This window comes from Bacteroides sp. CAG:633 (genome assembly GCF_000435115.1).
GTDB lineage: Bacteria > Bacteroidota > Bacteroidia > Bacteroidales > Bacteroidaceae > Bacteroides > Bacteroides ndongoniae.
This window is the reverse complement of sequence record NZ_FR883004.1, coordinates 1-7853: the sequence shown is the minus strand read 5'-3', so window position 1 is coordinate 7853 and position 7853 is coordinate 1. Positions and strand designations below refer to the sequence as shown.

Genomic DNA, 7853 nt, shown 5'->3' with positions numbered 1-7853 from the left:
CGCGCTTACCGCCGATGTGGCTGGGGTCGCACAGAATAGGCAGGTTGGGGATGCGGCGGCGCAGTTCGATGGGGATGTGCCACTGGGGCAGATTGCGATAAATCCGCTTATCGTATGCCGAGAATCCGCGGTGGATGGCTGCCAGACGTTTCAGTCCGGCCTGGTTGATGCGCTCCAGGGCACCGATCCACAGTTCGAGGTCGGGATTGACGGGGTTCTTCACCAGCACGGGAATGTCCACACCGCGCAATGCGTCGGCTATCTCCTGCATGGCAAAGGGGTTGGCTGTGGTGCGTGCGCCTATCCACAGGATGTCGATGCCGGCCTTCAGTGCCTCGAATACATGTTTGGCAGTAGCTACTTCGGTAGCGACGTACATGCCAGTTTCCTTCTTCACTTCCTTGAGCCATGCCAGGCCTTCTACGCCGATGCCTTCGAAGCCTCCGGGTTTGGTGCGCGGCTTCCAGATGCCGGCACGGAATATTTTGATTCCCTTATCTGCCAGTAGTTTGGCAGTGTTCATTACTTGTTCTTCTGTTTCGGCGCTGCACGGACCTGCAATCACCAAGGGACGTTTGTCGTCGACGCCCGGGAGGGCAATCTTTTCTAATTCGAGTTCCATAACGATTGAATTAAGCATGATGAATGAAGAATGAAGAATTTATCTGCGGTGGCATTCTCGTTCTTACGGATTCATCATTGTAGGTTCTTATGTTTATTAATTGTTTCTGTGGTTTACGAATGAAGCAGTCTAAAATTCTCCGTTCTTCATTCTTCACTCTTCATTTTCTTTATTCTCTCCAATGCTTCCGCTAGTTTGGCATCCTTGCAGCAGAGCGAGATGCGGATGTAGCGTGCACCGTTCGAGCCGAAAATGAAGCCGGGGGTGATGAAAACACGGGCCTCGTGTAGCACGCGTTCGGTCAGCTCTTCCACATCCTTGTATCGGTCGGGGATGCGTCCCCAGAGGAACATGCCTACCTGACGTTCGTCGTAGGTGCAGCCCAGTGTGTGCATGATTTCTCCGGCCAGTTGGCGGCGGTTGCGGTAGTTGCAGTTGTTGCCTTCGTACCAGTCGGCATCGGCGTCGAGGGCAGTGGCGGCAGCCAGCTGCATGGCGCGGAACATACCGCTGTCGATGTTGCTCTTTACCTTCAGTACCCATTGCACGAATTGTGGGTTCGAGGCTAGCATACCGATACGCCAGCCGGGCATGTTGTGGCTCTTGCTCATCGAGTTGAACTCGATGCAGCAGTCCTTGGCACCCGGCACGCTGAGGATGCTCAGCGGATGGTCGTTCAGGATGAAGCTGTAGGGATTGTCGTTCACGATGATGATGCCACGGCGGCGGGCAAAGTCAACCAGACGTTCGTACAGCTCGGGCGTGGCGGGTGCGCCGGTCGGCATGTTGGGGTAGTTGGTCCACATCAGCTTGACGCGGCTCGTGTCCATGGCTTCCAGCTGTTCCCAGTCGGGCATCCAGCCGTTGTCCTCGCGCAGGTTGTAATTCACCACTTCGGCTCCCAGAATCTTGCTTAGTGACGTATAGGTAGGGTAGCCGGGATTGGGCACCAGTACCTGTTCGCCGGGGTTGACGAAAGCCAGTGTGACGTGCAGGATACCTTCTTTCGAACCGATCAGCGGTTGTATCTCGGTTTTCGGGTCCAGTTCCACGCCGTACCAGCGCTTGTACCATGCGGCAAAGGCTGAGCGTAGTTCGGGGATGCCTACGTAGGGCATGTAGCCGTGACCGTCGGGGTTCTGGGCAGCTTCGCACAAGGTACGGATGGTCTGTTCGGAGGGCGGCATGTCGGGGCTTCCGATACCCAGACTGATAACGTCCATTCCCTGGGCATTCATCTGTGCCACTTCCTTCAGCTTGCGCGAGAAGTAGTATTCGCTGACGGAAGACAACCGGTCCGCCGGCCTGTAACTCGTAGCTTGTAGCTCCTTACTCGTAGCTCGTAACTCGTAACTCGTAGCTGTATCACAGTGTAGATTTTCCTTCTTCATATTCTCCCAGTATTTTAAGTTCTTTGGTCAGCGGTGTGATGGCCGCGATGGATTGTTTGTATTTCAGTACATTGTCGAACACGACATCTACATAGAATTGGTATTCCCATTCCCGTCCGATGATGGGCAGCGACTGTATCTTCGTCAGGTTGATGCGGTAGAACGACAGGATGGACAACACTTGCGACAGGCTTCCTTCGGTGTGGGGCAGGGTGAATACGATGCTTGCCTTGTTCACCTCGTGCGAGCGGTGGCGGTTCAGTTCGTCTACCTGCCAGGGGTCGGCCACAACCAGGAAACGGGTGAAGTTGTGCTTGTTTGTCTCAATGCCTTCCTGCAATACTTTCATGCCATACAGTTCGGCTGCTGCTTTCGAGCAGATAGCTGCGTGTCCTTTCAGGTGTTCCTTCTGGATGATTTCGGCACTGCGGGCGGTGTCTTCGCCTTCCACAACTTTGATGTTAGGATGCTGGCTGAGGAAATCGCGGCATTGCATCAGTGCGATGGGGTGCGAGTTGACTTCGGTGATGTCGTTCCAGTCCTCTTCGGGCAGGCAGACAAAGCTGTGCGAGATGCGCAGTTTGTGTTCGCCGATGATTTGTGTGCCGCTTTGCCGTAGCAGTTCGTTGTTGTGAAGCAGGCTTCCGGCAATGGTGTTTTCAATGGCCAGCATACCAATCACTTGGCTGTCCTGGCGAATGGACTTGAATACGTCCTCGAATGTAGCGCAGCATATCAGTTCGATGTCTTCACCTTCGAAGTATCGGTGGGCTGCAATGTCGTGGAAGGAACCCAATGTTCCCTGAATGGCTATTCTTTTCATAAGTCTGTACTGTAACAAAAAATCCCGCTTCCAAACATGGGAGCGGGATTCATATCTTTAACTTTAAGTTCTTAATTCAGTTCTTAAGCGTCACTGTCACTTGACACATACAAACTCCCGCTCTACTTTGTTGCTAAAGTAAAAGTAAAAGAAGAAGTAATATGCGTAAGTAAACAGATTCATGCTTTTGTTCTCTTTTTGTTCTTGATTACGGGGCAAAAGTAATACTTTTCTTTTAAAAGCAAACAATATTCCATGTTTTTTTTGAAAAGAGTATCTATTTAATACCTATTCTCTTGTTTTGCTTCTGGCAGAAAGACCTGTCCGCTGAGGGAATTCCTTTTACCTGACCTGCTTATAAGGCTGTCTCCCGATCGGCCGGATAGACAACTCCCCATTCGGCCCGCAGCTGGTCGAGCAGGCGCATGATGGCCAGTGTTTCGGCATGAGGCATGGTTGTGGGTTCCAGTTTTCCTTTGCGTAGGTCATCGATGCAGGCCTGTACTTCGTACTCGTAACCGCTGATTTGGGGTGGGCAATCGTAGATCTTCACCAGTTGGTGGTCTGCATTGTAGATGGCTGCCTGGTGTGGGTTGTTGATGTTGTCTACTATGATGTATCCTTTATCGCCCGAGATGATGCCTTGGCGGTTGTTGGCGCAGCTCACCGTAGCTTGTAGAGCTGCCATTTTGCCGTCGGCATAGCGGAAAGAAATGCTTTCCTGGATATCTACGCCATATTCGTTCTTCACGCAGTGCGACTGTATGTCTGCGATGTCGGTACCGAAAACCATGCGTGCAAAGTTGATGGGATAGACACCGAGGTCGAGCAGGGCACCTCCGCACAGTTCGGGTTTGGCTATGCGTTCCTTGTTGGCGACGGGATAGCCCAGGCTGGCTGTAAGCATGTCCGGTTTGCCGATGATGCCGCTGTGAGCCAGCTCGCGTATAGTGGTCGAGAAAGGCATGTAGCGTGTCCAGATGGCTTCGGCAATGTACACCTGCTGTTCTTTGGCCAGTTGCAGCAGACTTTCTGCTTCGCGGGCATTGGCAGTAAAGGCCTTCTCGCACAGAACCGCTTTGCCGTGCAGGATGCAGAGCCGGGCATGTTCATAATGATGCGAATGCGGCGTAGCTACGTATACAAGGTCGATTTCCGGGTTGGCAACCATTTCTTCGTACGAGCCGTAGGCGTGTTTGAAGCCCCATTCTTTGGCAAAGGCCTGGGCGCGTTGGAGGTCGCGTGCGGCAACGGCGTAACAGTTGACATCCTTCATCTGTTGCAAGGTAGCAGCCATTTTGGTAGCTATTCCTCCTGCTCCCAATATAGCAATGTTGTTTTTTACTTTACTCATCGTCTTTTCTGTTAGTTTTATGATAATGGGATTATGCCTTTTGTTTCTTTCTTTATATAGTTCTGTTGGCTCAGAAGGGCGCATATTTTTTCCCAGTTAGAGAAAAATATTTCCCCAGTTAGGGAAAGTTTTTTTGCTAACTGGGAAAAAATGGGCCTTACAGTCCCAATATATCCGTCTGTCGTCCGCCGGGCTGGTTATTGTACTGGCCGTTGAAAGCTTCGCTTTCCTTGGGGTTCAGTTCGAGTTCCTTTTTCATGTCCTCGGTGGCACCTTCCTTGTCGCCGTTCAGCAGCTTGGCGCGTCCGCGTTCGTGATAGGCCTGCACGAAGTTGGGATTCAGGTCGATGGCTTCGTCGAAGAGGGCAATGGCTTCGGTCAGTTTCTTTTGTCCGATGTACAGTTGGCCCAGGTAGAGGAAACCCTGTTCGTTGAAAGGATTCAGTTCGGTGACGTGGGTGTAGTCGGCTTCGGCTCCGTCAGTGTCGCCATTGGCTTCTTTTATTTTGCCACGCAGCAGGAGAGCACTTTCGTCCTCATCGTTCTGTGTCAGGATGGCTTCAATGTCTTCCATAGCCTCTTTGTATTGGTGCATTTTGGCCAAGGCTTCGGCACGCATCAGGCGGGCTTCGGTGAAGTCGTCTTTCAGTACGATGGCTTTGGTCAGGTGGGCGATGCACATCAGGTCGTCTCCCTGTCCGTTGTTGGCCTTGCCCAGCAGATAGTGAGCCATGGCGTTGCCTTCTTCGATGGAGATGGCTTTCTGTGCGGCTTCGGCCATGGCAGGATAGTCTTCCAGCATGTAGCACACGTTGGCCAGTGTGAGGTAGGTGGCTGTATGATTGGCTTCGTGCTGGATCATGGTTTCCAGCAGACGGCGTGCTTCTTCCAGCTGGTTAGTCTGGATGTAGACCTGTGCCAGGTAGCTCATGGTTTCGAAGTCGTCCTGCAGCTTCAAGGCTTCGGTAAAGCATTTGATGGCATAGTCGGTGCGTCCCATGCGCTGGGCACGCATTCCGTCGTACTTGAATATCTCAAAGTTTTTCTGGTCGTTTTTTTGTTTTTCCGCTTCCGGGTTTTCGGGCTTGCCGGAGAAAAAAGATTTGAAGAATCCCATGGTTATCTTTGCTTTTAAGTGTTACAATGTTTGAAAACGCCCTCTTGATCTGGCACTTTCGTCTGAGGAACCTGCAGCTGTCTGCCTTCGGAACTTTGCAGAAGGAGGAACGGCAGTTTCTTTCGTGAAACAAAAATAGTGCAAATCGGGTGCAAATAAAAATTTATTGTCAGGTTTCTGCATCCGATTCGCAGGCTTGCGTCGTAAGTTTGCTTGCGGAGGGTCGGAAAGCTATTGGCAGATGGTGACTTTTCCGGTAGTTCCGGGTTGTAGCTGTAGCATGCCGTTGACGGCAAAGATACGCTGCTCGTCCAACAACTGTTGCAGGGCCTCGGTAGCATCTTCGCGACTGATGTTGAGTCTTTCGGTAATGGCCGACGGAGGTAACGGACCTTCGGCAAGCAGTTGCAGGATGGACTGGCGCAGCTGATCGGGCGCATCGTCGAAAGAGCCTTTCTTGTGGCGGAGTCTGATACACGTGTCGCACTGTCCGCAGTTGTGCTCGTTCTTTTCGCCGAAGTAGTAGAGCAGCATGCGGCTGCGGCATATCAGGTCGTTTTCAACATACTCCAGCATGTACTCGATGCGGTCCTCGTAACGGCGTTTCCGTTCTTCGTAGACGTAAGGGGGAATATGAATCTGGCTGATGTCCATCCGCTCGCGTGTATATATTATATAAGGTATCTTTTTCTGCGGGATGTAGCTGACGATGTGAAGTTGCGCCAGACGTATCAGCGCTTCGTACACTTGCCGGCGGGTGAGGCCGGTGCGCGTGGCCAGCGAGTCTTCGCTGATGAAGGCGTAGTCGGTGAACAGACCTGTATACGAGCGAAGGATAATCTGTATCAGGCGGTCGGTCTCGTCGCCCAGCCCGCGGAGTTTGTACAGTTCGTCGCGTCGTACGGTGAAAAGCAGGCGCGAGGCGTTGTCCTGTTCGTCGGTGTACTCCAGGTAGCCGGCCTGGGTCAGTATCTTCAAGGCGCTGTCCACGGGCACGGGGAAGTACTTGAACTTGCGGCAGAAGTCCTCGATGTCGAACTCGCGCACACAGTCCTGCCCGTCGCCCATCGCCATCTGGTAGTAGTATTGCAAGTGTTCGTAAACGTCCTTGATGTAGTCTTTCTCGGGGAAAGTATCAGGCACGCGTTTGCGCAGCGCGGCTTTGTCGGACCGTGCGTAGAGGATGACGGCATAGGCTTTCTGTCCGTCGCGTCCGGCACGACCGGCTTCCTGAAAATAGGCTTCGACGGAGTCGGGCAGGTCGAGGTGGATGACCAGACGGACGTCGGGCTTGTCGATGCCCATGCCGAAGGCGTTGGTGGCTACCATGACACGGCTTTCGCCCGTCTGCCAGCGGTGTTGGCGGATGTCTTTGGCCGCGTCGTCCAGTCCGGCGTGATAGAAGTCGGCGGTGATATGTTCGTTGTTTAGTAGTTCGGCGGTCTCGCGGGTGCGGCGGCGGTTGCGCACGTAAACGATGGCGCTGCCCTCCATGCGGCGCAGGATGTGTAGCAGTTCGGCGGTCTTGTTCTCGGTGTGGCGGACGATGTAGGCCAGATTTTCGCGTTCGAAACTCATGCGGAACACGTTTTCGCGGCGGAAGTGGAGACGTGCCTGTATGTCCTTTACCACTTCGGGGGTGGCGGTAGCGGTGAGTGCCAGCACGGGGACGCCGGGTAGCAGGTCGCGCACTTCGGCTATCTTCAGGTAGGCGGGACGGAAGTCGTAGCCCCATTGCGAGATGCAGTGGCTTTCGTCGACGGTGATCATGCTGATGTGCATCTTGCGCAGCTTGGTGCGGAAGATGTCGGTGCCGAGCCGTTCGGGCGAGATGTAGAGGAACTTGTAGTTGCCGAAAATGCAGTTTTCGAGGGCGGTGACAATGGCCTGCCGGTCCATGCCCGAGTAGATAGCAAGTGCCTTGATGCCCCGTTTGCGCAGGTTCTGCACCTGGTCTTTCATCAGGGCTATCAAGGGGGTGACGACAAGACACAACCCTTCCTGTGCCAGGGCAGGCACCTGGAAGGTGATGGACTTGCCGCCGCCGGTAGGCATCAGTCCCAGCGTGTCGTTGCCCTCGCTGATGCTGCGGATGATGTCTTCCTGTATGCCGCGGAAGGAGTCGTATCCCCAGTACTGTTTCAATATCTGGTAGTAGACGGGCGCTAGCATACGGTTGCCGGACTATGGGTTATAAATGGTTTCACAAGGGCTCAGTTGGGCTTGATGTCTTCGATCTGAAGCTGCACTTCGCCGCGCTTGTGGGTGTTCTCCTCGATGGTGTAGCAGATGTCGAACGAGCGCTTGGTCTTGATGTAGCGCACGTGCGAGCTTTGTCCGAAGGCAATGCCGTTCATCACGTTGTTCGACTTGTTGTCCACCAGTTCCAGCTTGATGTGCTCCTGGTCGCGTCCCACTACTTTGCTGGTGCCATAGTCGTAGACGTTGTGCGTACAGAATATGGGCTTGGTATTCTCGGGACCGAAGGGGTTGAATTTCTTCAGGTCGTTGAAGAAGCGGGGCGTGATGTCCTTGAAGTCGATTTC

5 protein-coding genes and 2 pseudogenes (1 of these 7 running past the window's edge) are annotated in these 7853 nt (G+C 53.4%); all 7 read right to left on the bottom strand.

All coding sequences use genetic code 11. The features are described from left to right. A pseudogene (locus tag QVP67_RS02725) lies at window positions 1-622 on the bottom strand (chorismate mutase); it reaches 474 nt to the left of the window's first position. 146 nt (window positions 623-768) lie between these two features. Further along, window positions 769-2013: a pyridoxal phosphate-dependent aminotransferase gene (locus QVP67_RS02720; RefSeq protein ID WP_022162018.1), complete on the bottom strand. Its 1245-nt coding sequence runs from the start codon at window positions 2011-2013 to the stop codon at window positions 769-771. Continuing rightward, window positions 1988-2836 (bottom strand): prephenate dehydratase, encoded by an 849-nt coding sequence (locus tag QVP67_RS02715; protein ID WP_022162017.1) that lies wholly within the window; start codon window positions 2834-2836, stop codon window positions 1988-1990. The genes QVP67_RS02720 and QVP67_RS02715 overlap by 26 nt, the downstream gene beginning before the upstream one ends. A 355-nt stretch (window positions 2837-3191) precedes the next feature. Beyond that, window positions 3192-4190, bottom strand: coding sequence for a Gfo/Idh/MocA family protein (locus QVP67_RS02710; RefSeq protein ID WP_022162016.1), 999 nt, complete (start codon window positions 4188-4190; stop codon window positions 3192-3194). 157 nt (window positions 4191-4347) lie between these two features. Continuing rightward, a complete protein-coding gene (locus QVP67_RS02705) occupies window positions 4348-5307 on the bottom strand; it encodes a tetratricopeptide repeat protein (protein WP_022162015.1) in 960 nt (319 codons plus the stop codon). A 231-nt stretch (window positions 5308-5538) separates the two neighbouring features. Further along, window positions 5539-7479: a RecQ family ATP-dependent DNA helicase gene (locus QVP67_RS02700; RefSeq protein ID WP_022162014.1), complete on the bottom strand. Its 1941-nt coding sequence runs from the start codon at window positions 7477-7479 to the stop codon at window positions 5539-5541. Window positions 7480-7520: 41 nt separating this feature from the next. After that, window positions 7521-7853, bottom strand: a pseudogene (locus tag QVP67_RS02695) (single-stranded-DNA-specific exonuclease RecJ); the annotation flags it as partial.